25 protein-coding genes are annotated in these 23,080 nt (G+C 51.3%); 8 read left to right on the top strand and 17 right to left on the bottom strand.

Going from position 1 to position 23,080, the window contains the following annotated elements:
• Nucleotides 1-57: 57 nt before the first annotated feature.
• Complete coding sequence (gene ilvD / locus ACTHTK_RS01635) at nucleotides 58-1,917, bottom strand: dihydroxy-acid dehydratase (protein ID WP_070615262.1); 1,860 nt, start codon at nucleotides 1,915-1,917, stop codon at nucleotides 58-60.
• 278 nt (nucleotides 1,918-2,195) lie between these two features.
• Between ilvD and ACTHTK_RS01630 the strand changes: the two genes are divergently transcribed.
• On the top strand, nucleotides 2,196-2,759 hold the full coding sequence (locus ACTHTK_RS01630) for a YceI family protein (RefSeq protein WP_440378266.1): 564 nt from the start codon (nucleotides 2,196-2,198) through the stop codon (nucleotides 2,757-2,759).
• A gap of 97 nt (nucleotides 2,760-2,856) precedes the next feature.
• Here ACTHTK_RS01630 and ACTHTK_RS01625 read toward each other — a convergent pair whose 3' ends face one another.
• Nucleotides 2,857-3,804 carry a bile acid:sodium symporter family protein gene (locus ACTHTK_RS01625; RefSeq protein WP_440378265.1) on the bottom strand — a complete coding sequence of 316 codons (948 nt, stop codon included), beginning with the start codon at nucleotides 3,802-3,804 and terminating at the stop codon, nucleotides 2,857-2,859.
• 150 nt (nucleotides 3,805-3,954) lie between these two features.
• A complete protein-coding gene (locus ACTHTK_RS01620) occupies nucleotides 3,955-4,836 on the bottom strand; it encodes an NAD(P)H-hydrate dehydratase (protein WP_440378264.1) in 882 nt (293 codons plus the stop codon).
• Between the two features lie 53 nt (nucleotides 4,837-4,889).
• On the opposite strand from ACTHTK_RS01620, the gene ACTHTK_RS01615 reads away from it, so the two are divergent.
• Nucleotides 4,890-5,546 carry a cytochrome b/b6 domain-containing protein gene (locus ACTHTK_RS01615; RefSeq protein WP_440378263.1) on the top strand — a complete coding sequence of 219 codons (657 nt, stop codon included), beginning with the start codon at nucleotides 4,890-4,892 and terminating at the stop codon, nucleotides 5,544-5,546.
• Between the two features lie 91 nt (nucleotides 5,547-5,637).
• Here ACTHTK_RS01615 and ACTHTK_RS01610 read toward each other — a convergent pair whose 3' ends face one another.
• From ACTHTK_RS01610 to ACTHTK_RS01575, 8 genes are all read right to left on the bottom strand, one after another.
• Complete coding sequence (locus tag ACTHTK_RS01610) at nucleotides 5,638-6,726, bottom strand: methyltransferase (RefSeq protein ID WP_003685414.1); 1,089 nt, start codon at nucleotides 6,724-6,726, stop codon at nucleotides 5,638-5,640.
• 36 nt (nucleotides 6,727-6,762) lie between these two features.
• Entirely contained in the window at nucleotides 6,763-8,466 is a 1,704-nt protein-coding gene (locus tag ACTHTK_RS01605) for an AMP-binding protein (protein ID WP_440378262.1), read from the bottom strand.
• 15 nt (nucleotides 8,467-8,481) lie between these two features.
• Entirely contained in the window at nucleotides 8,482-9,237 is a 756-nt protein-coding gene (locus ACTHTK_RS01600) for a hypothetical protein (RefSeq protein ID WP_070829945.1), read from the bottom strand.
• Nucleotides 9,238-9,276: 39 nt separating this feature from the next.
• A complete protein-coding gene (locus ACTHTK_RS01595; protein ID WP_440378261.1) occupies nucleotides 9,277-9,816 on the bottom strand; it encodes a hypothetical protein in 540 nt (179 codons plus the stop codon).
• A 72-nt stretch (nucleotides 9,817-9,888) separates the two neighbouring features.
• Nucleotides 9,889-10,137 carry an acyl carrier protein gene (locus tag ACTHTK_RS01590; RefSeq protein ID WP_003680823.1) on the bottom strand — a complete coding sequence of 83 codons (249 nt, stop codon included), beginning with the start codon at nucleotides 10,135-10,137 and terminating at the stop codon, nucleotides 9,889-9,891.
• Nucleotides 10,138-10,149: 12 nt separating this feature from the next.
• The gene (locus ACTHTK_RS01585; protein WP_003680822.1) at nucleotides 10,150-10,410 is read right to left on the bottom strand and encodes a phosphopantetheine-binding protein; all 261 of its coding nucleotides are present in this window, start codon (nucleotides 10,408-10,410) and stop codon (nucleotides 10,150-10,152) included.
• Nucleotides 10,407-11,165: a lysophospholipid acyltransferase family protein gene (locus ACTHTK_RS01580; RefSeq protein ID WP_003746415.1), complete on the bottom strand. Its 759-nt coding sequence runs from the start codon at nucleotides 11,163-11,165 to the stop codon at nucleotides 10,407-10,409. The genes ACTHTK_RS01585 and ACTHTK_RS01580 overlap by 4 nt, the downstream gene beginning before the upstream one ends.
• Nucleotides 11,162-11,923, bottom strand: coding sequence for a beta-ketoacyl synthase chain length factor (locus tag ACTHTK_RS01575; RefSeq protein WP_049332540.1), 762 nt, complete (start codon nucleotides 11,921-11,923; stop codon nucleotides 11,162-11,164). The genes ACTHTK_RS01580 and ACTHTK_RS01575 overlap by 4 nt, the downstream gene beginning before the upstream one ends.
• A gap of 110 nt (nucleotides 11,924-12,033) precedes the next feature.
• On the opposite strand from ACTHTK_RS01575, the gene ACTHTK_RS01570 reads away from it, so the two are divergent.
• The 3 genes from ACTHTK_RS01570 (at nucleotide 12,034) to ACTHTK_RS01560 (ending at nucleotide 14,545) form a co-directional block, all read left to right on the top strand.
• Entirely contained in the window at nucleotides 12,034-12,522 is a 489-nt protein-coding gene (locus ACTHTK_RS01570; RefSeq protein WP_440378260.1) for an ApeP family dehydratase, read from the top strand.
• A 65-nt stretch (nucleotides 12,523-12,587) separates the two neighbouring features.
• Nucleotides 12,588-13,316 carry a 3-oxoacyl-ACP reductase FabG gene (gene fabG, locus ACTHTK_RS01565; RefSeq protein ID WP_440378259.1) on the top strand — a complete coding sequence of 243 codons (729 nt, stop codon included), beginning with the start codon at nucleotides 12,588-12,590 and terminating at the stop codon, nucleotides 13,314-13,316.
• Nucleotides 13,310-14,545 (top strand): beta-ketoacyl-ACP synthase, encoded by a 1,236-nt coding sequence (locus ACTHTK_RS01560; protein WP_440378258.1) that lies wholly within the window; start codon nucleotides 13,310-13,312, stop codon nucleotides 14,543-14,545. The genes fabG and ACTHTK_RS01560 overlap by 7 nt, the downstream gene beginning before the upstream one ends.
• Before the next feature lie 94 nt (nucleotides 14,546-14,639).
• Here the strand turns inward: ACTHTK_RS01560 and ACTHTK_RS01555 are convergent, their stop codons facing one another.
• The 6 genes from ACTHTK_RS01555 to rluD form a co-directional block, all read right to left on the bottom strand.
• Entirely contained in the window at nucleotides 14,640-15,164 is a 525-nt protein-coding gene (locus tag ACTHTK_RS01555) for an RDD family protein (RefSeq protein ID WP_440378257.1), read from the bottom strand.
• Between the two features lie 91 nt (nucleotides 15,165-15,255).
• Nucleotides 15,256-15,675 carry a hypothetical protein gene (locus ACTHTK_RS01550; protein WP_440378256.1) on the bottom strand — a complete coding sequence of 140 codons (420 nt, stop codon included), beginning with the start codon at nucleotides 15,673-15,675 and terminating at the stop codon, nucleotides 15,256-15,258.
• Nucleotides 15,676-15,821: 146 nt separating this feature from the next.
• Complete coding sequence (holA, locus tag ACTHTK_RS01545; protein WP_440378255.1) at nucleotides 15,822-16,823, bottom strand: DNA polymerase III subunit delta; 1,002 nt, start codon at nucleotides 16,821-16,823, stop codon at nucleotides 15,822-15,824.
• The gene (locus ACTHTK_RS01540; protein ID WP_003680809.1) at nucleotides 16,823-17,302 is read right to left on the bottom strand and encodes an LPS-assembly lipoprotein LptE; all 480 of its coding nucleotides are present in this window, start codon (nucleotides 17,300-17,302) and stop codon (nucleotides 16,823-16,825) included. Before ACTHTK_RS01540 ends, holA begins: the two co-directional genes overlap by 1 nt.
• A gap of 120 nt (nucleotides 17,303-17,422) precedes the next feature.
• Nucleotides 17,423-18,193 carry a peptidoglycan editing factor PgeF gene (gene pgeF, locus ACTHTK_RS01535; protein ID WP_107696894.1) on the bottom strand — a complete coding sequence of 257 codons (771 nt, stop codon included), beginning with the start codon at nucleotides 18,191-18,193 and terminating at the stop codon, nucleotides 17,423-17,425.
• Between the two features lie 82 nt (nucleotides 18,194-18,275).
• Nucleotides 18,276-19,400: a 23S rRNA pseudouridine(1911/1915/1917) synthase RluD gene (rluD, locus tag ACTHTK_RS01530; RefSeq protein WP_371459251.1), complete on the bottom strand. Its 1,125-nt coding sequence runs from the start codon at nucleotides 19,398-19,400 to the stop codon at nucleotides 18,276-18,278.
• Here rluD and ACTHTK_RS01525 point away from each other — a divergent pair.
• From ACTHTK_RS01525 to ACTHTK_RS01515, 3 genes are all read left to right on the top strand, one after another.
• Complete coding sequence (locus tag ACTHTK_RS01525) at nucleotides 19,399-20,202, top strand: outer membrane protein assembly factor BamD (protein ID WP_003680807.1); 804 nt, start codon at nucleotides 19,399-19,401, stop codon at nucleotides 20,200-20,202. The genes rluD and ACTHTK_RS01525 overlap by 2 nt on opposite strands.
• 323 nt (nucleotides 20,203-20,525) lie before the next feature.
• Complete coding sequence (locus ACTHTK_RS01520) at nucleotides 20,526-21,683, top strand: ATP phosphoribosyltransferase regulatory subunit (RefSeq protein ID WP_107723362.1); 1,158 nt, start codon at nucleotides 20,526-20,528, stop codon at nucleotides 21,681-21,683.
• Between the two features lie 43 nt (nucleotides 21,684-21,726).
• Entirely contained in the window at nucleotides 21,727-23,025 is a 1,299-nt protein-coding gene (locus ACTHTK_RS01515; RefSeq protein ID WP_440378254.1) for an adenylosuccinate synthase, read from the top strand.
• The last annotated feature ends 55 nt before the right edge of the window (nucleotides 23,026-23,080 follow it).

Below are 23,080 nucleotides of genomic sequence, written 5' to 3'. Positions count from 1 at the left end.
GAATGAAGGCCGTCTGAAACACTTGGAAGCGTTCAGACGGCCTTAAAGTCAGGTTAATTAACGTTCGATTTGCGATACGTCGCGTACTGCGCCTTTGTCGGCGGAAGTCGCCATCGCGCCGTAGGCACGCAGGGCAGCGGAGACGTAGCGGTCGCGGTTTTCCGGTTTCCACGCTTTGCTGCCGCGTGCTTCCATTTCGGCACGGCGTGCGGCAAGCTCTTCATCGGAAATGACAAGGTGGATGCTGCGGTTTGGAATGTCGATTTCGATGGTGTCGCCTTCGTGTACCAAACCAATGGCGCCGCCTTCTGCCGCTTCAGGCGAAGCGTGGCCGATGGACAGGCCGGAAGTACCGCCGGAGAAACGGCCGTCGGTCAGAAGGGCGCATTCTTTGCCCAAACCTTTGGATTTCAGGTAGGAAGTCGGGTACAGCATTTCTTGCATGCCCGGGCCGCCTTTAGGGCCTTCGTAGCGGATGATGACGATGTCGCCAGCTACGATTTGGTTGCCCAAAATGCCTTCGACTGCGTCTTCTTGGCTTTCAAACACGCGGGCGCGGCCGGTAAATTTGAGGATGCTCTCGTCCACGCCTGCGGTTTTCACCACGCAACCGCGTTCGGCGATATTACCGAACAATACTGCCAAACCGCCGTCTTGCGAGTAGGCATGTTCGACATCGCGGATACAACCTTTTTCGCGGTCGAGGTCGAGGGTTTTCCACATACGGTTTTGTGAGAACGCCTGAGTAGTGCGCACGCCGCCGGGAGCGGCTTTGAAACGCTCGATGGCATGGGTGTTTTCAGGGTTGGTTACGTCCCATTTTTCAATCGCGTCTTTCAGGGTCGGCGCGTGAATGGTGTACACGTCGGTGTGCAGTTTGCCTGCTTTGTCCAATTCTTTCAGGATGGCGAAGATACCGCCGGCGCGATGCACGTCTTCCATGTAGTAATCGTGGTTGTTTGGCGCGGTTTTGCAGATACAAGGTACAACGCGACTCAGGCGGTCGATGTCGGCCATTTTGAAATCGACACCGGCTTCGTTGGCAACGGCCAACAGGTGCAAAATGGTATTGGTAGAGCCGCCCATGGCGATGTCCATGGTCATGGCGTTTTCAAACGCTTTTTTAGTGGCAATGCTGCGCGGCAATACGGTTTCGTCGTCCTGCTCGTAGTAGCGTTTGGTGATTTCGACAATCATGCGGCCGGCTTCGAGGAACAATTCTTTGCGGCCTGCGTGGGTCGCCAAGTATGAACCGTTGCCCGGCAGGGAAAGGCCGAGTGCTTCGGTCAGACAGTTCATGGAGTTGGCGGTAAACATGCCGGAGCAGGAGCCGCAAGTCGGGCAGGCGTTTTGTTCGACTTCTTCGACTTGTTTGTCGCTGATATTGTCGTCTGCCGATTCGATCATGGCGTCAATCAAGTCCAAACGGCGTTCGGGCTGAATATTGGCCACGCCGATAACTTTACCGGCTTCCATCGGGCCGCCGGAAACGAAGATGGTCGGAATGTTCAGGCGCATGGCGGCAATCAGCATGCCCGGGGTGATTTTGTCGCAGTTGGAAATGCACACCAGCGCGTCGGCGCAGTGGGCGTTGACCATGTATTCGATGGAGTCGGCAATCAGGTCGCGGCTGGGCAGGGAGTAGAGCATACCGCTGTGGCCCATGGCGATACCGTCGTCAATGGCGATGGTGTTGAATTCTTTGGCAATGCCGCCGGCTTTTTCGATTTCACGGGCAACCAGTTGACCCATGTTGTGCAGGTGCACATGGCCTGGGACGAATTGGGTGAAGGAGTTGGCAATGGCGATAATCGGTTTGCCGAAGTCGGTTTCCATGACGCCGGTTGCACGCCACAATGCGCGCGCGCCTGCCATATTGCGGCCGTGGGTAGAGGTTTTGGAGCGGTATTCAGGCATTTTTGTTCCTTTGTTTTATGCTGAGGCCGTCTGAAATAGGCTGGTTGGTTGGCGGCCCGTTGTAGAAATAACTCGGTATTTTATACCAATTACGAGCGATGAAGCACGCTATTTTGTAATAAAACTAAACTGTATTTGCTTCACCTGAATTTGCTGCTCACTTCTTCGGATGGCCTGAAGTTTTCTTAGGATGAAACGTTGTCTTTCTCATTTGCAAAAGATGTTGGCATCAAAAAGTGATATGATAGGGAACTTCTCACATTTCTAAGGATAAGACGATGAAAAAAATCATGTTTGCATTGTGTTCGGCCATGTTGGCTTCTGCTGCGTCTGCCGCTGTTTATAAAGTGGACGAATTTCATGCCAATGCCCGCTTTGCCATCGACCATTTCAACACCAGCACCAACGTCGGCGGTATTTATGGTTTGACCGGCAATTTGGAATTTGATCGTGCCAAACGCCAAGGCTCAATCGATATCGTATTGCCTTTGTCCAAACTGCAAACCGGTTCAGATCGCTTTACTCAACATTTGAAATCTGCCGATATTTTCAATGCAGACAAATACCCTGAAATCCGTTTTGTATCCACCAAATTCAATTTCAACGGCAAAAAACTGCTTTCCGTTGACGGCAATCTGACCATGAGCGGCAAAACTGCGCCGGTGAAACTCAAAGCCGACAAATTCAACTGCTACCAAAGCCCGATGTTAAAAGCAGAAGTATGCGGCGGCGATTTCAGCACCACCGTCGACCGTACCAAATGGGGCTTGGATTATTTGGTGAGTGCCGGTATGAGCAAAAAAGTAAACATCAATATCCAAATCGAAGCAGCCAAACAATAATCCTGCTTGATTTCAAAATAAAGGCCGTCTGAACAGCTTAGGCAGAAATCGTTGATTTCGTTTATCCCTGTTCAGACGGCCTGATGATTAAAGACGTTTAGGATTCTTTATTTTTATCGGCTTTGGCTGCCCAATAAGTTGCCAGAAGCGAGCCGGAGATATTGTGCCACACGCTGAACAATGCGCTGGGAACGGCAACAACCGGCGCGGCGGCAAAGTGTGCGGCGGCAAGCGCGGCGCCCAAGCCTGAGTTTTGCATACCGACTTCGATGGCCAGCGTTTTTTGTGCGTCATAAGGCAAGCCGGTCCATTTGGCGGCAAAGAAGCCGAGCAGATAGCCGATGCCGTTGTGAAGTACGACAACGGCAAAAATCAGCAGGCCGCTTTCAATAATCTTGCCTTTGCTGGCACCGACAACCGCGCCGATAATCAGCACGATGGCGGCAACGGAAACCAGCGGCAGCGCGTCGGTCAGTTTTTCAGTTTTGTTGCCCAAGGCTTTATGGACAATCAAGCCCAAAACGATGGGGAACAAAACCATTTTGACGATGGACATCAACATACTGCCCGCTTGGATTTCCAGCATTTCACCGGCAAGCATCAGGAAGATGGCGGGGGTCAGCAATGGAGAAATCAGAGTAGAAACCGATGTAACAGCAACCGACAAAGCCACATTGCCACGCGCCAGATAAGTCATTACATTGGAAGCCGTACCGCCCGGGCAGCAGCCGACCAAAATCACACCGACTGCGATTTCGGCAGGCAGGTTCAACAGCTTGGCCAGTAGATAGGCGGTTGCCGGCATGATGGCGAATTGTGCAATCACGCCGATGATGACGGCTTTGGGGCGTTTAAACAAAATATCGAAGTCGGAAGGTTTGAGCGTCAAGCCCATACCGAACATGATGATGCCCAGAAGCCAAGGAATGTAAGGGCCGACCCATTTGAAGGTATCGGGTGCGAAAAAAGCGATACCGGCAAAGAGTGCAGCCCAAAGGGAAAATGTTTTTCCAATAAAGTTGCTGATTTTATTGAAGATACTCATGATAATATGTTGTGAAGTTGTTTTTAAGGGAAATCAAGGATACACGCCTTAACCTTAATTTGCAAAATGACTTAAAAATAAACCAGGCCGTCTGAAAATAGAGATTGATTTTCAGACGGCCTGCAATTTGTATTTATGATATAGACAGTATTACTCTTTTGATAAAATATTGCGCAGCCATCGGGCGGCAGGTGCGATTTCTCCGGCGAGCATGCCGGTTTCGATTTGGCTGCTGTGTTTGATGACATCAGCCGCCGCTCCGTGCAGCCATACGCCTGCGCAGGCGGCTTGGAATACCGGAATACCTTGTGCCAGCAGGCTGCCGATAATGCCGCTCAAGACATCGCCGCTGCCTGCGGTAGCCAAACCGGCATTGCCGCTGGTGTTGGTATAGGTCATGCCGTCAGTTGTGGCCACCAATGTATGGTGGCCTTTCAACACGACGGTCGCGCCATATTTACGGCTAATTTCGGTTACGGCTTTTTGCCTGTCGGCTTGAACTGATGGGGTATCGGTACCGAGTAGGCGGGCGGCTTCAGCCGGATGAGGTGTCAGGACGATATGTTTGTACGATTTGAGGCGTTCGGCTAATTCGGAAGAACGGGCGAGCAGTGTCAAAGCATCTGCATCGAGCAATAAAGGCCGGTCATGGTGTGTCGACAGGATTTGGAGCAGCAGCTGCTCTGATAATCCGTCCAAGCCAAAGCCACAACCGATTACCCGCGCGCTGACATCGTTGCGTTCCATTAGTTGGGTCGCAGTGGCGAGCATAATTTCAGGGCGTTCGGGAATAATGGCAAAAGGCAGCATGGTTTGGTTGAAACCCGCCCAAACCTTGCCGCATCCTTGATACATGGCGGCTGTGGCTGCCAAAACCACCGCACCGCTCATTTCCGTTGCGCCGCCGATAATGGCAAGCGTGCCGTATGTGCCTTTGTGCGACTCTTGGACGCGGGGGCGGAATACGTCGGGAAATGCTAAGGCCGTCTGAAAGGCCTGAAGCGATTCGGGAAGCGTGTAGATGGGCTGCATGGCGTAACCTTCCAAGATAAGAAATTTAATTTTAAATCAGAAAGTAAAAGGTAATGAAGCAAAAAATAAAAGTTTGGGACGCACCTACGCGCCTGTTCCATTGGCTCTTGGTGTTATTGATGGGTTTTATGTGGTACAGCGCCACCCGAGGCGGCGATATGCTGGTATGGCACTTGCGCGGCGGCTTGTTGATGCTGGCTTTGGTGGCTTTCCGCTTGTGCTGGGGGATATGGGGCAGCTATACGGCAAGATTCAGCCGATTTGTGCGCCCGTTTTCCGAAATCCGCCGCTACACGCAAGGCCAAATGTCTGAAGACGAATTGGTCGGCCACAATCCTTTGGGCGCGCTGATGGTCATCGCTTTATTGGCCACCTTGGTTTTTCAGACGGCCACAGGCTTATTTGCCGCCGATGAAAATACGTTTACCAATTCCGGCTTTTTGAATCATTTGGTCAGCGAACACGCCGGTACGCTGGCGCGAAAAATCCATGTCAATTTCTTTAATGTTTTAGCTGTTTTGGCTGGCGTACATATCGCGGCTGTTTTGCTGTATCGCTTTGTGAAAAAACAGGATTTGATTACGCCGATGATTAATGGCTTTAAAACCATCGATGCCCAGCAGCCTAAATTGGCCGGAATGGGGCAACTGTTTGCGGCTTTGTTGGTGGCGATTGCGTTAGTGTGCGCAGTATGGATGTTGCGCGGCTGATGTTTTAAGGAGGACACCCAAAAACAAACCGACCCCGATAGCCGAAATTGCTGTTGGGGTCGGTTTCTTTTTAGGGTTTAAAAGATGATGTTCAGACGGCCTTAACGCAGCGCAGGATGCTGTGTCCGCGGCCGATGCCGTCTGAAATTTCCGCTACTTTCAATCCGGCTTTTTCAACGCAACGGATCAGGTCTTCAGAATGGAAGATTTTGCTGTTGCCGTTGGCCATGGCAGTGAAATACAGGCTGGTCATGGTCAGGCAGTAGGCGGCGGTTTCGTAGCGTTGTCTGTCCCAGAAAGGCTCCATAATGTAGAGGCTAGTGTTTTCGCTCATAGATGCAGCGGCGCGTTGAAGAATGCTGGTAGCTTGTTCTTCGGTAAAACAGTCTAGGAATTGGCTCATCCAGATCGCATCAAAACCGGTTGGGAACGGAATCTCAGGATCAAGCAGGTTGGCCGGATGGGCGTGGATACGGTCCGCGCCGTTTTTGCCTTTGGTCGCCTCACGCATTAAGCCGATTTGTTGCGGCAGATCCATGATGGTTACTTCAACTTCGGCATTGTGGTTGACACATTGTTCCGCCCAGCGACCGGTATTGCCGCCGACATCGAGCAGTTTTTTAACCGGTTTGGCGAACACAGTGTTCAGTGCTTCGGCGAAGGAATTGTCGGAATAATAATGGTCGAATGCAAACCATTTTTCCTGCGCAATGCTTGGCAATGAAGACAAGCCTTCGTAAATAGTCGGCCAGTCGCCGAATACTTTCAGGCCTTCAGGCTTGCCGGTTTGCAGGGTTTTTTCCAAATCAAACATACCTTGGTAGCAGATTTCCTGCGTGAAATCCATGTTGACGCGGGCCATTTTGTCTTTGAGGACAAACCAACCGGCCTTGCTGATGAAATAGCGGTTGTCGCGAGTTAAGACAGTGCCGATAGACAGCGAGGCTTCCAGCAGGACTTGTGCCGCGTAGTTGCTGATTTTCGCTTTTTCAGCGATTTCGGCTTGAGTGAGGCCGTCTGGATGGTCGTTCAGCAAATCCAGAATGCCAAATTTCACCATCAGGCGGGAAACTTGGAACACAATCGGTGCAAAAGCGATTTCTTGAGCCAGACGTTGAGCCTCGCCTGCGGACTGGTGTTCGTGGGAATAGCGTTGTTCTAGGGCAGGGAAGAGTTGCATATTGTTGGTTTTCCACTAAAAAGTTAATAAGTATATTCAGACGGCCTCAAATACAATCCGTCCTGATGCACACGGATGCTCTCCGTTGTTGATTTTAAAGCTCAGTTTGTTTTTACATTCATCGTATTTCAGCTCTACCGACACTTCATCGTGAGGACGGATAAACTGCTGATATTTTAGATTTTCGATGCGGATGATACGCTGTTTGCCCCATGGCTTGGACGCAATCAGGTTGCGTACCCACTGCAGCTCGACCACGCCGGGAACCAGCGGGAAGGTGGCAAAATGGCCGCCGAAATAAATCAAATCCAAAGGCACGCGGCCGATAAAATTTTCGGTATTGGTTTCATCGTCAGATGATGTTTTCGACCAAACGGGAGAAGTTTGGGCAACGGTAAAGGCCGTCTGAAAATCCGACGCGGCTATTTTGGCTTGGGCATTGCGCGGCAGGTTGTCGGTAAAACGCCAGTAACGCGGCAGGGCGATGGTGTCCTGCGTGGCGGCCAGATAGCGTTTGAGTGTATCGGCAACCGCAGCGCGGCCTTTCTCGCGCAAGGCAGCGATACCGTCTGCGTTCAATGCCGCCCATATGGCAATGCGTTGGTGTTGCGGATGACGGCCGCAGTGGGCGTCGGCAATCCAAGGGTGTTGTAAAAGTTCGTGTTCGATTTGGGTCAGCGACACGCGTTTGTCCTCAAATTTAATAATGCGGTCTTGACGACCGAGTAACAGGAAACCGTCATTTTGCGGCTCGATCAAATCGGCTGTTTGACGGCGTTCGGGCGACCAAGGCGAAGAAGCCCACAGTGCGCCTTCTTCGTTTTGCCCGATTTCCACGCCTTCGAAAGGCTGCCATTCTTGGTGTTCGCAACGTGAAGCAATCACGCCGGTTTCGGTACTGCCATAGACTTCAAACGGACGGACGGCAGCCTGTTGCAGCAAATCTGCCGTGGCTGCGGGCAATGCGCCGCCGGCCGAGACAATGCCTGCAATTTTATGGCCGATACTTTGCCAGTTGCGGTTTTCTCCCAAGCGGTTGAGTACGGCCGGGCTGGCAATCCAAACCACTTTATCATGCGCGGCCGTGCTGGAAAGCAGGTTTTCCGGATAAACCGCCTGCTGCCGCTCCATAGTCCAACCCATTGTCAGCGCGAGTGCGAAGCGGAACGTGAAGCCGTAAAGGTGTTGCGGAATCACGCTGCCGATCACGGTTTCACCGTGTTGTCCAAATGGCAGCGTATTTGCCAAAGTCAGGGCTTCTGCCTGCATTTGCGCGGCGGTTTTCACAATAATCTGCGCTTCGCCGCTGGAGCCTGATGTTTTCAGCCATGCTTCGGCATGGTCGGGAATCAGATGGTTTTCAGGATAGGTGCTCAGCGCTTCCGATTCTGTTTGAGTCAATACATCAGGCAAGTGCCAAATGTTCAGGCCGTCTGAAGACAGCTTTTTATCTGTTGAATCCGTTAAAAACACTTCTGTCGTTTTGCCCCAATCCAAATTGTCTTGCGCCAAATTGGGTAACAATAAAACCTTTCCGCCAGAATGCCATACTGCCAACACTGCACAGGCAAACAGCGCGGCATCATCAAACCACAACGCGGCAGTTTGCACGCCTGCCTGTTTCAGACGGCCTGACAGATGGAAAACCGCACGGTTGAAATCAGCACGCGTCCAATTCGGATGGGTGGCGATAAGGTCGTGTTGGGGTAGGTCGGGGGATAGGATTCGGGTTAGGTGCATGATGGTTCTAAGGTTTTATAATTTCGATGTATTTGCTTTGGCATCTTCTTTGAGTTGTGCCAAGCATTCATCGTATTGTTTGTTTGTCGTTTGGCGTACCAATTCGTAATCATTTGCCTGCCACTCTTCCAATGAATGGCTTTCACTTCTTTTGAAGCAATGGAGTAAGCGATCGGTTTTGCCACTTTGTCCGTCTACCAAAAGGCTGACTTCATTGTTCAGAAAGAATCGGTCTCGTCTATTGAATTTTTCATAAACCAAATAGAAACGACCCGGTTGGACAAATAGTTTTTTATTGGCACTATTGCCTTTAAATGACCATTTTGCCGCCCAATCGCGAACTTTGGGGGAAAATTGTTCAAAAACGGGATTCGCAAAATTCGGTTTAATGGGCTTCCCGCTTAAATTGTGTTTGCCCAGCAGGTCAGGGCCTTCATATCCAATATGACCGCTACTACCGGCAAGAATGAATAATGCAAAAGTTGCTGTAAATACGGCTGTTTGTGCAGCCCTTGCTTTTACCGTATTGGATTTCCGAATAATCATCAAATTCATGCTGCTGGTTGTAGTATCGTCAGAATAACGATTGTGTATTCGGTCAATGACGGTCAGGTTTCCCGAGCGCGTTTTGATGGTGTGGCTGGCAACTTCCGTATAATTTTTCTTGTATTCGGCTTCCGCCTTTTCTTCAGGGGATAAAGGCGTTTTAGACGTCGAAGAGCATGCGGTAAATGTGAAGGAAATCAGGGTGAGTAGGATGATTTTTTTCATTATGGTTATTCGTCTAATTGATGAAATATTTTTAATGGATTAAACCTTCAAAACCAATTTCCGATACACCCACTCCCCGGCAAATAAGATTCCCATTAACACATACGACACAATGCCTGTATAAGCTGCCCACCAATCGTAATATTGTAAGCCTGCCAAAATGGCGGCGGTTGCGCCGTTGAAGATAAAGAACGCGCACCAGATTTGCGTAACGCGCCGGGTGTGGCGCACGCCTTCGGGCGGCAGGTCGGGGTGTTGCAGTCGGGCAAGGCGTTCGATAACGGTTTGTTTGGCAAACAGGCTGCCGCCGAAAACGGCAAGCATCAGCGCGTTGACGGCGACGGGATACCAATACATCGAGTCAGGCCGTCTGAAAATTAGTACCGCCGCAAAAAAAGCGGCAAGGATAATCGCCGTAATGCGTTGGGCTGTGGTTTGCGGCATGGCGGCGCGTATCAGCCATAACACACACATGGCCGCTGCAAGCCAGAAAAATGCGCCGTTTTCCCTGCCGTAATACCATAGGAGCGGATACGCGAGGCTGGCGAGGGTCAGTAGGAGTTTTCCTAATATTTTCATGGTTGCGATTGATTTTCAGACGGCCTTTCGGATTGACAAGGCCGTCTGAAAATATGCTGATTCAAAGCAAAATCAGGAATCTTGTTGTACTTTCAAAACCGCTTGAACCACGTCTTCTACGGTACGCACATTGCGGAAGTCTTCGGCTTGCAGTTTGCGGCCGGTTTCGCGTTTGATATGGTCGATAAGGTCGATGGCGTCGATGCTGTCGATTTCCAAATCTTCGTAGAGGTTGGTTTCGGGTTTGATGCGTTCCGGTTCGATTTCAAACAGGTTAACCAGTGCATCGGTCAGCAGGGTGCGTACTTCTTGTTCGGTCATCTTCTCTCTCCCTTATGCTTGGCGGCTCTTGACGAACTCGGCCAGTGTTTTGACGTTGGCGAAGTTTTCGCGCAGGTTGTCGTTTTCACCGTCGAGCTGGAAGCCGAAGGTTTTTTGTACGGCCAAACCAAGTTCCAATGCATCAACCGAATCCAGACCCAGGCCGTCGTCGCCGAAAAGCGGATCTTCGCTGCCGATGTCGGCAACGGTAATGTCTTCCAGACCTAAGCTGTCGATGATTAATTGTTTGATTTGGTTTTCTAAATTGCTCATGTGGTTTTCCTTGTAAAATAGTCTTGCAGGTATTCGTTTAAACGCCTTGCGGCGATGGGCAGGGGTTTTTCTGCCAGCCATTCTTCCGGCAGGATGTCGTCGCCGACGGTAATTTCATAATGAATTTTTTGCGGTGGGATTTTGTACCACGGTTGCCCCTTTTTGAAATTGGGCGGCGTCATCTTGATGCACACGGGCGTGATGACCGATGCGCTGCGCAAACCGAGCGATACGGCGCCGCGGTGCATTTTAACCTGTCCGTCCCAACCTGTGCGCGTGCCTTCGGGGAAAATCAGCATACTTTGCCCGCTTTTGAACACGGCGTCGATTTCTTCCAACATTTCCATGCTTTCGTCGTTGGGGATGTAGCCTGAAGCGATAATTTGGCTTTTCATGCTGGGGTTGTGCAACAGGTCTTTTTTGACCAACACGTTCGGGTCGGGGAAGTGGCTGATCAGTAAAACAACATCCAAAAGCGAGGGATGGTTGGCAAGAATGAGCTGACCGGGTCTGCCGAGTTTTTCCAAGCCGTTGAAACGGACGCTCAATACGCCCGACCATTGCAGGTAGCCGACAAAGAAACGCCAAACTTTGCCTATCATGCGCCTTGCTTCAAGTTGGCGCTTGATGTCGCCTTTGGTTGATTTGAGCGTATAGGGCAAAAGTGCGATTTTGAACAATACGCCTGCAACGCCGAAGAGGATGAAGCCGAAGAGTGTGGCAAAAAAGCGACGGAAATAGTCTAAAGTCTTCATGCGTTTTTCTGCCAGTGCCAGTTTCTGCCGATATAGTGTTGCGTGTGTTGTCGGCCGTCTGAAAGCAGGAAGCGTACCCACTCCAAGCTGCTCCAATAGGGCTCGACTGTTGTATCGTTAGGGTTTTCAGACGGCCTTGCGGATGTGGTTTCCAAGCTTAAGGTATAGTCTTCGCCCTTTGTGATTACCAGTGCCAATGCATAGGCAAACGGCGCACGTGTAGCCAGGACGGGATAGTCTTCGGACAACGGATCATCGGCGACAATCACTAAAACAGATGGCGCGCCGTCTTGCAAAAGCGCAAATGCCTCGGTCAGCGCGGTTTCAAAGGAATCGGCGGCAACGGCCAACGCGGTATGCTCACTCATGTCTTTGCGCAACATCGACCATTGCCCAATCGTTGCGTTGTGAACGGACAGGCCGAATGAGGTCGGCGACACGGTATGCGTGTTCAAAAGCTCTTGCCACAATTCAAAGCTGCGGTTGCTTTCGCCGTCGTGCGAAACGTACACCGGGACGCTTTCGGGATATTGGTCGGCCAGATTCCATGCGGCATCGCAAACCAAGCGTGCTGCTTTTCCCAAGCGGCGGCGTTGCATAGGCGGCAAAAAGGAGAGCGCGGGTTTGCACTCCGGCAGTGAGGCGGTATCGAGTTTCCCCTGCGCCCAGTCTTGCCATTGCTCCGGCGTACTGATTTTGCTGGAGGAGGCCTGCCATGCGGCGATATTGAAGCTGAAACGGCAAACGTTTTGAGGCATGATGTCTTTCAATGTTTTACATTTTCATACATTGTAATGAAATGGGTTAGTAAAAGCTAGGCTCTGTTATAATGCATATTGTAACGTAATTTATTCCCGGATGACATTTTATGCCTTCAATACCGAGTGCCCCGATTTATGATGTGGCTCCGCTGCTTCCGCACAGCGGACATATGGTGCTTATCGACTGTGTGAAAGAATTTGGCGATGACTATACGGTTTGCCGTGCGCCGGTTGGCAACAAGCATATTTTGTTGCAGGACGGCGTGTTGCCGTCTATGGCTTATATGGAACTGATGGCGCAGGGCATAGGCGCGTTTGCAGGCATTGAGGCTTTAAAGGCTGGAGAGCCTGTACGCTTGGGTTTTTTATTGGGAACGCGCAAGCTGGATTTGTTTGCCGATTCCGTGCCTGTCGGTACTGAGCTGGAAGTCAGGGCGCATGTGTCCATTCAGGATTTGGGCGGCATGGGTGTATTTGATTGTGAGTTGCGCTGGACGGACGCGCCGGAAGATGTGAAGCCTCTGTTGCCGCCGGACGGTTTGCTGGCAAAAGCCTCTTTAAATGTGTACAGTCCTAAAGACGGTCAAGTCATTTAAACTGTTTACAAGGCCGTCTGAAAAGACAAAGATTCAGACGGCCTGTCGATATAGTGAGAAAACGTATGAGTGAAACTATTTTAATTACAGGGTCTAATCGCGGTATCGGCAAAGCTGTTGCGCTTGGTTTGGCGCAGGACGGCTTTGATATCGTCGTCCATTGCCGTAGCCGCCGCGATGAAGCGGAAGCTGTCGCGGAAGAAATCCGTGCATTGGGTAGAAATGCGCGCGTGTTGCAGTTTGATGTGTCCGAACGCGAAGCCTGCCGTGAAATTCTGACTGCCGACATTGAGGCAAACGGCGCGTATTACGGCGTGGTGCTGAATGCCGGACTGACGCGCGACAATGCGTTTCCTGCGTTTACAGATGATGATTGGGATTTGGTGCTTCGCACCAATTTGGACGGTTTTTATAATGTGTTGCACCCTTTGACCATGCCGATGATCCGCCGCCGCAAAGCCGGACGTATTGTGTGCATGGCGTCGGTATCCGGTTTGACGGGCAACCGCGGTCAGGTCAATTACAGCGCGTCCAAAGCGGGCTTGATCGGCGCGGCAAAAGCCTTGGCGGTTGAGTTGGCAAAACGAAAAATTACCGTCAATTGCGTGGCGCCGGGCCTTATTGATACCGATATTATCGATGAGAACGTGCCTGTCGAAGAAATCTTAAAGGCCGTCCCTGCCGCGCGTATGGGATTGCCGGAAGAAGTGGCGCATGCGGTGCGCTTTTTGATGGATGAAAAAGCGGCGTACATTACGCGCCAAGTGATTGCTGTGAACGGAGGTTTGTGTTGAATACCAGAAGAGTCGTTGTAACAGGTATTGGCGGTATTACCGCCTTCGGCCGTGATTGGCAAAGTATTCAGACGGCCTTTAAAGCCGAAAAAAATGCGGTCAAATACATGGACTGGAGCGGACGCTTTCCTGAATTGGAAGCGCAACTGGGTGCGCCGATTGAAGGCTATTCTCCTCCCGAACACTGGACGCGCAAGCAGCTCAGAAGCATGGGGCGCGTATCGCATTTGTGTGTCGATGCGGCGGAACAAGCCTTGACGGATGCAGGCTTGCTGGGTGACGAAAGCATTACAGACGGCCGTATGGGCGTAGCGTGCGGTTCGTCTGTCGGCAGCACCAAAGACATCGGCGATATGGGCGAACTTTTGATAACAGGCACATCGCGCAATTTCAACGCCAATACTTATGTGCGCATGATGCCGCATACGACTGCCGCCAATATCGGCATTTTCTTCGGCTTGAAAGGGCGTATCATCCCGACATCGAGCGCGTGTTCTTCCGGCAGCCAAGGCATTGGTTATGCCTACGAAGCCATCAAATACGGCATGATTGATATGATGCTGGCCGGTGGCGGCGAAGAGTTTTGTCCGTCCGAAGTGTATGTATTCGATTCACTTTATGCCGCCAGCCGCCGCAACGGCGAACCTGAGCTGACGCCGCGCCCTTACGACAACGGCCGAGATGGTTTGGTCATCGGCGAAGGCGCAGGCATTTTCGTATTGGAAGAATTGGAACACGCCCGTGCGCGCGGTGCGAAAATCTATGCCGAACTTGTCGGCTACGGTGCCAACAGCGACGGTAGCCACGTTACCCAGCCGCAAAAAGAAACCATGCAAAAATGTATGGAGCTCGCGCTGCAAGACGCAGGCATTACGCCCGACAAAGTCGGCTATGTCAGCGGTCACGGTACGGCGACCGAAAAGGGCGATATTGCCGAAACATTGGCGACCGAGGCCGTGTTCGGATTCATCCCCATGAGTTCGCAAAAAAGCTACCTCGGCCATACACTCGGCGCGTGCGGCGCATTGGAAGCCTGGTTCACCATCGAAATGATGAACAACGGCTGGTTTGCGCCGACTGTCAATTTGGAAAACATCGATCCGCGTTGCGGCAAGGTGGATTACATTCAAACAGGCGGACGTGAGATTCAAACCGATTATGTGGTCAGCAATAACTTTGCCTTTGGCGGCGTCAATACTTCGCTGGTGTTCAAACGTTGGCAAGAATAATCATTGCTTGATGTTATGATTAAAGGCCGTCTGAAACTTATCTTGAGTTTCAGACGGCCTTTATTTTATTTACGGATTGAGCCGCTTTTGTATTTTATTCGTTTGTTTTCTTCTGATTTAAATCCACCAGCCTTGTTCCGGCCAAGAGGTCGTAGAGGAACTGGCGGTCGGGATGGAACAAGGCGAAGCCCCATGGCAGGATGAGCCAAATGAGCGCGGCGCCGAATGCGCCTTTAGGCGGGATATTGAGCAGATGGCGCAATCCGGCGTAGGCAAGCAGGGGGATGAAGACAATAAAAACGCTGGCCCAAATAAAGCGCAGGCGCAGTTGCGGCAGGGATGGCTGGGTATCGTTTTTATCGGCCAAACCGATTTTCCATGTCTGCATGGCGAGGGTTTGGCCTTTTTTGTGCCAGTTGGCGCGGAAGTAGAGCCACCATGCGTAGAACAGAATCAGGCAGGTTGTCAGCATGGACAGGCGCGTGGAAACGGGATTGAGAAAGATGGCGACAATACCGGCTGCAAGGGCGGCAATGCTGGTCACTGCGCCGGTCAGCAGAAGTTCGTAAACCAGTGCGGCGAGGCGGCGTTTGAGTGGGGCGGTGGGAAGGCGGGTCATAATGCGATGGAAACGGAAATGGGTTTGATGGCAATAAAAACAGGCCGTCTGAAACGGGATAGGATGTTCAGACGGCCTGTTACTGTCGGGATTAGCGATGTGGACGTTTTTGACCGCGTGCCTGTTGGGCAGCCATTTGGTTCATTTCCTGACGGGTCGGACGTTTTTTAAAGATGGCGTGCGCTTCGTCAACGGAACATTTTTGCGACAGGCAAACCAAGGTAATCGCGTCTTTTTGATGTTGGCCGCCACTGTGGTACATGCGGCGCAGGTTGGCTTCGTTGATACGGCCTTTTTCCGGATCGATGTCGAATTTTTTCAGGCGCTCGAGGAATTGGCGTTGCTGACGGCGTGAAGTCCAAACGAAACCGCCTGCAGCAGCGGCTACGATGATGACCGCCAACAGGATGGCCAGCGGCCATGAATCGACGATCAGAACGATGATGAGGCTTAATACGGCAGTGGTCAGCAGGGCCAGGCCGCCGAGGCGAAGTTTGGTTTTATTATCCATACGGTTGGTGTTTCCTTATTTTTTGCTGGAAGAGGCCGTCTGAAATGCGAGGTTCAGACGGCCTGAATTTGAGTTTACGCTATTTTACAGTATTTTCTGTTTTTGGGGCGTATTGCGTGCAAGTTTCTTGACGCGCGGCAACGGTTTCAAGCGGCCAACGAGGTAACGAGCTGTTTGAACTCGGTCCATGCATCGCCTTCTTCCGCGCCTTTGATGATGCGGTCGATTTTGGCGCAGGTTTTGAGCGCGTCGAGCAGGCGGTTGATGGAAATGCGTTTGGCAGCCATCGGTGCGAGGGTCTGCTTGTCGCCCCATAAGCGCAGGCTGTTGCGCAGGCTTTGGATGTTTTGTCCCTGCTTGAGTGCGGCAGTGAGGCGGATTAGGGTGCGGATGTCTTCGGCAACTGCCCACAATAGCAAAACCGGCTCTTCGCCTTCTTCTTCCAAACCGTCCAGCAAACGGGAAACGCGCAGGGCATCGCCTTTCATCCATGCGCCGGCCAGTTGGAATACGTCGAAGCGGGCGACGGTGGCAACCGCGGCTTCTGCGTCGGCAATATTGATCAAATGGCCTTTTGGGTGGAGCAGGGTGAGTTTTTCGATTTCCTGACGGGCGGCCAAAAGATTGCCTTCGACGCGCTCGGCAAACAGGGCGAGTGCTTCAGGTTCGATGTCCAAACCCTGCTGTTTCAGACGGCCCTGTATCCATTGCGGCAAAGCATGTGGCGCAACGGCTTTGGCTTCTAAGACGATGCCTTTGCCGGCCAATGCGGAAAACCATTTGGACTGGATTTGCGCTTTTTCAAGCTTGGGCAGGAGGATGAGCGTAACTGTATCTTCGGGCAGGCGTTCGGCGAAGGCTTGCAGGGCATCGCCTCCGTTTTTGCCGGGTTTGCCGTTGGGAATGTGGATTTCCAGCAGTTTCAAATCGGCAAACAAACCTGCGCTGCCGGCGCTCTGCAACAGCTCGTTCCAATCAAAATTGTTTTCGGCGGTATAGACTTCGCGGTTGAGATAACCTTGTTTTTTTGCGGCTGCGCGCAGCGTATCCAAAGCCTCGATGCGCAACAAATCCTCTTCGCCGTGGATGATGTACAACGGTTTAAGCGGCGTATCGGGGCGCAGGCTCTCAATGGGCGCGGCAGCCATTATTGCGCCTTTAGGAAAGTCAGGCGGCGGACGATTTGATCTGCGGCGTCGATGCGCATTTCAGACCAAATGGTTTCTTCCTCTTCCTGTTTGCCCAAGACTTCGCTGTCGGCGTAGTCCATGGTGCGGTGCACCTTGACTTCCATCGGTTCGCCAACCGGCTCGCCGTTGCGGAAGGCTTGGGCTTTGACAGTCATGGCTAGCAGGTATTCATTGATTGCGGCGGCGCGGGTGATGGTGTAGATGTCACGGCGTTTTTGAAAGTCGACAACGCGCAGGGTGATTTGTGATTCGGCTTCGCTAACCGGATGGCCGTCGGCACGGCGTAAGGCATTTTCCAGCGCTTTTTGCATGACGGCTCCGCCTTCTACATGCCAGTTCTGATAAGGCAGCGGCTGAGAAGTCACACCAGTGCCTTTCAGGTGGAAACCGCAAGAGGCAAGCAAGAGGGCGAGTGCAGGCAATAGGATTTTTTTCATTGGATATTCCTTCGTTGAAACCGGTTACGGTATCGTCGGATTATAACGAATAATGTTTAGGCCGTCTGAAACTGTAAACGGAAAGTATTTCAGACGGCCTTGTCTTTGATGGCGAAAATCTTATTTTTCCAACCAAATCAGGCTGACCATGCGGCCGGTTTGCCCGTCGCGGCGGTAGGAGAAGAAAGTATCGCGTTCCAAGACGGTGCAATGGGTACCGCCATAAATCATGTTCACGCCTTCGCGGTGCAGAATTATGCGCGCCAAAGCGTAAATGTCGGCAAGGTATTTGCCGCCGCCGATGTCTTCAAACGCATCGACAGCTTCCGGCATAGGTGTGCAAAACGCATCAAATACATCTTGTCCCACCTCAAACGCATCAGGGCCGATGGCAGGCGCGAGATAGGCCATGATTTCCAGCGGCTCGACATTCATTGCCGCAATGGTGTTTTGCAAAACGCCGCCAGCCAAACCGCGCCAACCTGCATGAGCTGCCGCAACAACGGTCCCTACTTTGTCGCAAAACAAGACAGGCAGGCAATCGGCAGTCATTGAAGCGCAGGCGACCGTACCCGTCGTATCAACCGAGGCATCGGCGTCGGGCGTATTGCCTAACGCTTCAGCTGCGTTCACAACAATGGTGCTGTGGATTTGATTGAGGTAGGCAACGGGCAGGCCGACTTGTTCCTGTACGATTTCGCGGTTGCGGAGCACGGCTTCCAGATTGTCGCCGACGTGCGAACCGACATTCAGGCTACGGTACACACCTTCGCTGACACCGCCGTTGCGCGTGGTAATAAGCGTTTTAACATTGGCAGGGGCAGGCCAGTCGGCAGTCAAAAAGTTCTTGCCTTGCGGGGCGAGGTTTAGGGTATCTGTGATGGTTTTCATAATCTTTAAATCGCTGAAATATTGGAACGGATTGATTTCAGACGGCCTCAAATAATATTTTAGGCCGTCTGAAACTATGGGTTTAATCCCTTACATAAACGACTTCGACATCGTAGTCGTCTTCATTCCAATCATCATCATCGTCCATGCCGAATTTCTCTTGCCATTCTTCCTCGTTGCTTAGGGACGAATCCAAACCGGCTTCCAGACGCAGGACGGAGAGCAGGTGGTACATATCGTCAGGCATAGGCGCTTCAAAGGAAACGGTTTCGCCGGTTTTTGGGTGTACAAAGCTCAAGCGGTAGGCATGCAGGGCTTGGCGCGCGCCGAGGGCTTTGATGGCTTCTTTAACCGCATCGCTGCATGGATGGCGCAGGTTGCCGTAAACAGGATCGGCGGCCAGCGGATGGTTGGCTTCGCGCATATGAACGCGGATTTGGTGCGTGCGGCCGGTTTCGAGCGAGCATTCGATGTAGCTGTGCGCCAGGTAACGTTCCAACACTTTGACGTGGGTAATGGCAGGTTTGCCGCCGAATTTGACGACTGCCATTTTCAGGCGGTTGTGCGGATCGCGGCCGATTTGGGTTTCGATTTTGCCGTCGAAAGGAACAATGCCGTTGGCGACTGCGCGGTAAATGCGTTTGACTGTGCGCTCTTGAAGCTGTTGAACCAGTGAGTTTTGCGCCGGCAGGGTCTTGGCGACCACCATCAGGCCGCTGGTTTCTTTGTCCAAACGGTGTACGATGCCCGCACGCGGCACTTGGCTTAATTCCGTACAGTGCGCCAATAGGCCGTTGAGCAGGGTGCCGCTCCAGTTGCCTGCGGCAGGATGGACGACCAACCCAGCCGGTTTGTTGATGACGATGACGGTATCGTCTTCATAAATAATGTCCAAATCCATAGGCTCGGGTGTGAACGCGAGGTTTTCTTCGCTCGGACGTACCGTAACGGCAATCAATTCACCGCCTATCATTTTATCTTTGGGTTGCGCAGGCTTATCGTTTACAATGACTGCACCCTCTTTAATCCACGAACTCAAGCGGCTACGAGAGTAGTCGGGCATGAGTTTGGCCAATACGGCATCCAGCCTTCCGCCCGCCATTTCGAGCGGAACGGTCAAATTAACACAACTTTCTGTTTCAGGGGATGACGGAAAGTCTAAATCATCGCTATAATCGGCTTCGTTATCAAAGGAAGTATTCTGCATGAAAAAAATTCTTTTAGTAGTTTCTTTAGGTTTGGCACTGAGTGCCTGCGCAAATAAAGGCACAATCGATAAAGACGCCCAAATTACTCAAGATTGGAGTGTGGAAAAGCTTTATGCCGAAGCGCAAGACGAATTGAACAGCAACAATTATACGCGAGCTGTCAAGTTATACGAAATTTTAGAATCCCGTTTTCCAAACGGCCGCTATGCCCAGCAGTCCCAGTTGGATACGGCGTATGCCTATTATAAAGACGATGAGCCGGAAAAAGCCTTGGCTGCCATTGCGCGCTTCCAACGCCATCATCCGCAACATCCGAATATGGACTACGCGCTGTACTTGAAAGGTTTGGTCCTGTTTAACGAAGACCAGTCTTTCTTGAACAAGCTGGCTTCCCAAGACTGGTCCGACCGCGACCCGAAAGCCAACCGTGATGCTTATCAGGCGTTTGCCGAGTTGGTTCAACGTTATCCAAACAGCAAATACGCTGCCGATGCAACCGAGCGTATGGCCAAGCTGGTGGACGCTTTGGGTGGTAACGAGATATCTGTGGCGCGTTATTACATGAAACGCGGTGCTTATGTCGCAGCGGCTAACCGTGCACAAAAAATCGTCAGCCGTTACCAAAATACCCGTTACGTCGAAGAAGCTTTGGCGATGATGGAATTGGCGTATAAAAAACTGGACAAGCCGCAACTGGCTGCTGATACACGCCGTGTTTTGGAAACCAACTTCCCGCAAAGTCCGTTCTTGCAACACGAATGGCGATCTGACGATATGCCTTGGTGGCGTTACTGGCGCTAAGCGTCGGGTTGTTCAGGCATGAATTAAGGCCGTCTGAAAATGATGCAGCTATGCATTTGGTTTTCAGACGGCCTTTGTTTTTAATGTTTTTTTACGCTCTCTGTAAACAGGGTGCAAAATTCGTTTTAATATGGTAAAGTCTGATTTTAATAACTCGACGGTTTGAAGCCGTTACTCAGGGGCTGTTTAAATTTAAAATCAGTTTTGTTGAAGCCGCATCGGATTTGCCATTGATGCATTCAGAAAAATTTCAGTCGTCAGGCTGATTTGGTTTTAAATTTAAGCAGCCCTTTATGTTTACAAAAAAACAGAGGTAGATTCTCATGAAGTCTTGGCAGCTTCCTGAACACGTTGCCGACGTGTTACCGACCAATGCCCGACAACTGGAAAGCGCCCGTGAGCAGCTGTTGGCTTTGTTTCGCGTGCATGGTTATGAATTGGTGCAACCGCCATTGATGGAATACAGCCATTCCTTATTGACGCATATCGATGCCGGTTTGTCTTTGAAAACCATTTTGGTCGTTGATCAGCTTAGCGGCCGTCAGCTCGGTATCCGTGCGGATATTACGCCGCAGGTGGCGCGTATTGATGCCCACTTGCTTTCTGCCAACCAAGGCATCAACCGTTTATGCTATGCCGGTTCGGTGCTTCATGCGCGTCCTGATGGATTGCTCAATATGCGCGAGCCTTTGCAGGCGGGTGCGGAAATGTACGGCTTGGAAGGCATTGAAGCGGATATCGAATTGATTGATTTGATGCTGAAAAGCATGAAGATTGCCGATATGGGCGAAGTTTTGCTTTCATTAGGCCATATCGGCGTATTCCGTGCTTTAGCAAATGCCGCGCATTTGGATGAGCAGCAATCGGCAACCCTGCTGTCATCGATGCAGGACAAGGATGCTGAGGCTGTCAGCCAGTTGGTCAAAGAGTGGAAACTTGATGGCATGTGGGCAAAAGCGTTTTCATTGTTGCCCCGACTGTACGGTGGTCATGAAGTGCTGACTGTGGCTAGAGAAAAATTACCGGAATTGTCCGCAGTCAGTGCGGCCTTGGATGAATTGCAGGCGGTATGCGATGCGTTTCCAAATCAAAAAGTGCATATCGATTTGTCGGAACTGCGCGTTGACAATTACCACACCGGTTTGCTTTACGCGGCTTATGGTTCAAACCGTCATGATGCCGTGGCACGCGGCGGCCGTTATGATGGATTGGGCGGATACTTCGGACGCGCGCGTCCTGCGGCCGGATTCAGTTTTGATTTGCGCAGCTTTATCGGCCGCCTTCCTGCTATCGGACGGGAATCCGTGGTGGCTGTCGATGTAAAAGACATGCCTGCGGCTCATGAAGCGGTAGATGCTTTGCGCGAACAGGGACAATGTGTCGTTATCGATTACGGTATCGGCTATAACGGTTCGGAAGAGGTTACAGGCCGTCTGAAACAGGTAGACGGCGTTTGGAAAGTAATCGCTTTGAACGATTAAGTTTTATTTTGAAATTTTGTATCTGAAATAAGGTTAGATGGCTATGGCTAAAAATGTTGTCGTAATCGGTGCCCAATGGGGTGATGAAGGCAAAGGTAAGATTGTTGACTGGCTGGCGGAAGAAACCAGCGGTGTTGTACGTTTCCAAGGCGGCCACAATGCCGGCCATACTTTGGTTGTCGGTGGCAAAAAAACCATTTTGCGCCTGATTCCAAGCGGCATTTTGCATGAGACTTTGGACTGCTTTATCGGCTCAGGTGTTGTCGTTTCTCCTGAAGCATTGTTGGGCGAAATCGATGAATTGAACGCTGCCGGTGTGAAAAACGTCGAAGGCCGTCTGAAAATTGCGCCAACCTGCCCATTGATTCTGCCTTACCACATTGCGCTTGACCAAGCACGCGAAGCTTCCCGCGGTAAAAGCAAAATTGGTACAACCGGTCGCGGCATCGGCCCAGCCTATGAAGATAAAGTTGCCCGTCGCGCGATTCGCGTGGTGGACTTGTTGCACCCTGAAAAACTGGTTGAAAAACTGGAAGCTGTTTTGGCTTATTACAATGTCCAGTTGCAACACCTGCACAATGCCGATCCTGTAAAAGTTGAAGACGTGATGGCGGTCATTGAAAAAGTTGCACCGCGCATTACGCCGATGATTACCGATGTTTCCCGTGTTTTGAACGAGAAAAACCGCAAAGGCGAAAGCCTGTTGTTTGAAGGCGCGCAAGGTACGTTGCTGGATATCGACTACGGTACTTATCCGTTTGTAACTTCCTCCAACTGCTTGGCTGGTGCCGCTTCTGCCGGTGCAGGCGTAGGTCCGCAAATGCTGGATTACGTTTTGGGTATCGTTAAAGCCTATACCACCCGTGTGGGTTCCGGTCCATTTCCGACTGAATTGTTTGACGAAGTGGGCGCAGGTTTGGCAGAGCGCGGCCATGAGTTCGGTTCTGTAACCGGTCGTGCGCGTCGTTGTGGCTGGTTTGACGCAGCTGCTCTGAAACGCTCTATTCAAGTTAACGGCATTTCTGGCATGTGCATTACCAAGCTGGACGTGATGGATGGTATTAAAAACATCAATATCTGTGTAGGTTATGAATTGCCTGATGGCAGCAAAACTGACATTCTGCCTTGCGGCTCCGATGCGGTAGAAACCTGCAAACCGATTTATGAAACCATGCCGGGTTGGAGCGAGTCGACTTTCGGTGTGAAAGAGTACGACAAGCTGCCTGAAAACGCTAAAGCTTATCTGAAACGTATTGAAGAAGTTTGCGGTGCGCCTGTGGCTATTGTTTCAACCGGTCCTGATCGTGAAGAAACCATCGTTCTGCACCATCCGTTTGCTTAATTGATGAAGTGAATAAAAGGCCGTCTGAATTTTCAGACGGCCTTTTATATAAAAT

It is taken from the genome of Neisseria sp. P0006.S009 (assembly GCF_051962915.1).
GTDB lineage: Bacteria > Pseudomonadota > Gammaproteobacteria > Burkholderiales > Neisseriaceae > Neisseria > Neisseria subflava_E.
This window is presented reverse-complemented; position numbering and strand designations above follow the sequence as displayed.

Bases quoted from the DNA above. Each gene is read 5' to 3' on its own strand.
- ACTHTK_RS01520 (WP_107723362.1), top strand. From the start codon at position 20,526: ATGAAGTCTTGGCAGCTTCCTGAACACGTTGCCGACGTGTTACCGACC.
- ACTHTK_RS01610 (WP_003685414.1), bottom strand. From the start codon at position 6,726: ATGCAACTCTTCCCTGCCCTAGAACAACGCTATTCCCACGAACACCAG.
- ACTHTK_RS01525 (WP_003680807.1), top strand. From the start codon at position 19,399: ATGAAAAAAATTCTTTTAGTAGTTTCTTTAGGTTTGGCACTGAGTGCC.
- holA (WP_440378255.1), bottom strand. From the start codon at position 16,823: ATGGCTGCCGCGCCCATTGAGAGCCTGCGCCCCGATACGCCGCTTAAA.
- ACTHTK_RS01515 (WP_440378254.1), top strand. From the start codon at position 21,727: ATGGCTAAAAATGTTGTCGTAATCGGTGCCCAATGGGGTGATGAAGGC.
- ACTHTK_RS01585 (WP_003680822.1), bottom strand. From the start codon at position 10,410: ATGAGCAATTTAGAAAACCAAATCAAACAATTAATCATCGACAGCTTA.
- ACTHTK_RS01575 (WP_049332540.1), bottom strand. From the start codon at position 11,923: ATGCCTCAAAACGTTTGCCGTTTCAGCTTCAATATCGCCGCATGGCAG.
- ACTHTK_RS01615 (WP_440378263.1), top strand. From the start codon at position 4,890: ATGAAGCAAAAAATAAAAGTTTGGGACGCACCTACGCGCCTGTTCCAT.
- ACTHTK_RS01540 (WP_003680809.1), bottom strand. From the start codon at position 17,302: ATGAAAAAAATCCTATTGCCTGCACTCGCCCTCTTGCTTGCCTCTTGC.
- pgeF (WP_107696894.1), bottom strand. From the start codon at position 18,193: ATGAAAACCATCACAGATACCCTAAACCTCGCCCCGCAAGGCAAGAAC.
- ACTHTK_RS01605 (WP_440378262.1), bottom strand. From the start codon at position 8,466: ATGCACCTAACCCGAATCCTATCCCCCGACCTACCCCAACACGACCTT.
- fabG (WP_440378259.1), top strand. From the start codon at position 12,588: ATGAGTGAAACTATTTTAATTACAGGGTCTAATCGCGGTATCGGCAAA.
- ACTHTK_RS01555 (WP_440378257.1), bottom strand. From the start codon at position 15,164: ATGACCCGCCTTCCCACCGCCCCACTCAAACGCCGCCTCGCCGCACTG.
- rluD (WP_371459251.1), bottom strand. From the start codon at position 19,400: ATGCAGAATACTTCCTTTGATAACGAAGCCGATTATAGCGATGATTTA.
- ACTHTK_RS01570 (WP_440378260.1), top strand. From the start codon at position 12,034: ATGCCTTCAATACCGAGTGCCCCGATTTATGATGTGGCTCCGCTGCTT.
- ACTHTK_RS01550 (WP_440378256.1), bottom strand. From the start codon at position 15,675: ATGGATAATAAAACCAAACTTCGCCTCGGCGGCCTGGCCCTGCTGACC.
- ACTHTK_RS01595 (WP_440378261.1), bottom strand. From the start codon at position 9,816: ATGAAAATATTAGGAAAACTCCTACTGACCCTCGCCAGCCTCGCGTAT.
- ACTHTK_RS01580 (WP_003746415.1), bottom strand. From the start codon at position 11,165: ATGAAGACTTTAGACTATTTCCGTCGCTTTTTTGCCACACTCTTCGGC.
- ACTHTK_RS01630 (WP_440378266.1), top strand. From the start codon at position 2,196: ATGAAAAAAATCATGTTTGCATTGTGTTCGGCCATGTTGGCTTCTGCT.
- ACTHTK_RS01620 (WP_440378264.1), bottom strand. From the start codon at position 4,836: ATGCAGCCCATCTACACGCTTCCCGAATCGCTTCAGGCCTTTCAGACG.
- ACTHTK_RS01590 (WP_003680823.1), bottom strand. From the start codon at position 10,137: ATGACCGAACAAGAAGTACGCACCCTGCTGACCGATGCACTGGTTAAC.
- ACTHTK_RS01600 (WP_070829945.1), bottom strand. From the start codon at position 9,237: ATGAAAAAAATCATCCTACTCACCCTGATTTCCTTCACATTTACCGCA.
- ilvD (WP_070615262.1), bottom strand. From the start codon at position 1,917: ATGCCTGAATACCGCTCCAAAACCTCTACCCACGGCCGCAATATGGCA.
- ACTHTK_RS01625 (WP_440378265.1), bottom strand. From the start codon at position 3,804: ATGAGTATCTTCAATAAAATCAGCAACTTTATTGGAAAAACATTTTCC.